The organism is Pseudomonas syringae pv. cilantro (assembly GCF_001293775.1).
GTDB classification, from domain to species: domain Bacteria; phylum Pseudomonadota; class Gammaproteobacteria; order Pseudomonadales; family Pseudomonadaceae; genus Aquipseudomonas; species Aquipseudomonas syringae_P.
This window is the reverse complement of the sequence record NZ_LGLN01000041.1, coordinates 1-1,104: the sequence shown is the minus strand read 5'-3', so window position 1 is coordinate 1,104 and position 1,104 is coordinate 1. Positions and strand designations below refer to the sequence as shown.

Below are 1,104 nucleotides of genomic sequence, written 5' to 3'. Positions count from 1 at the left end.
CACGCTGGCTGCTTCGCAGTGATGGTCATCGATGAGGCTCATCGACTCAAGGAACCCACTGCTGCGTGGACACGACACGGCTTCGACATCGCGGCTCAGGTGCAGAACCGCTATCTGTTGACGGGCACGCCTGTGCTCAATCGCGAAGCGGAGCTGCACACACTGCTCAGGCTTTCGGGCCACCCAATCGGTCAACTGCCCCTCAACGAATTCTGCGAGCGATTCGCCGGCAGTCCGGAGTTTCGCAAGACGCTTCGTACCGAGATTGCTGACTGGATGCTTCGCCGGCGTAAGGACGTGCTGCCCAACCTGCAAGGCAAGCAAAGGCAGACTGTGCCGGTGATACTCAGCCAGGTAGAACGTGACGAGTACAATCAGATCATGCGCAGCGACCAGCACCGATTCGCAAGGTTGGGCGCATTGCGTCAACTGCTTGAGCGCGTGAAGGTACGGATCCTGGCGGACCTGATGGCCGAACTAGACGTCGACGACAAGGTTATCCTCTTCTGCGAGTATCAGGAATCCGTGGCCACGTTGCGTGAGCACTGCCTCAAGATGGGCGTCGGGTGCGTGACGTTGGTAGGCAGTGACTCGCCCAAGAAACGACAGAAGGCGATTGATGCTTTCCAGCAGGATCCGGACTGCAGGGTGTTCATCGGGACCAGGTCGGCCGCCGGCACAGGTTACAACCTCACTGCGGCCAACTACGTCTTTTTTCTCGGGCTTCCATGGACACCGGGGCTGCAGGACCAAGCTGAGGATCGAGCCTATCGCAATGGGCAATTGCGCTTGGTGGTAGTCAAAATTCCTCTAGCTGAAGACACCATCGATCAGCAGCTGTGGCAGATGCTCATGGACAAACGCGCACTGGCAAGTGATCTGATCGATCCAGAAGCGGAGGAGTCGAGCAAGAAGGCTCTTGCTGATATCCTCTGATCACTATGGCAGGTTGCCATGCTTTTTAGCTATTGATCACATTGATGAAAAGCTCAAAGAGTTGATCGACTGATCAATTTTTCTGGAGGGTAGCCGCTACTGCCCTCCTTTGCGTATTGTCTCCCCTGCCCAATAACCTGAATCGATCCGTTAAGGGTTTAGCAGTGC

General features: G+C 56.1%; 1 protein-coding gene. It reads left to right on the top strand.

Features of this window, described 5'->3' with window-relative positions; all coding sequences use genetic code 11:
* A partial coding sequence (locus ABJ99_RS12750; RefSeq protein WP_195842902.1) for a DEAD/DEAH box helicase occupies positions 1-936 on the top strand: 936 nt, incomplete at its 5' end.
* Positions 937-1,104: the final 168 nt, after the last annotated feature.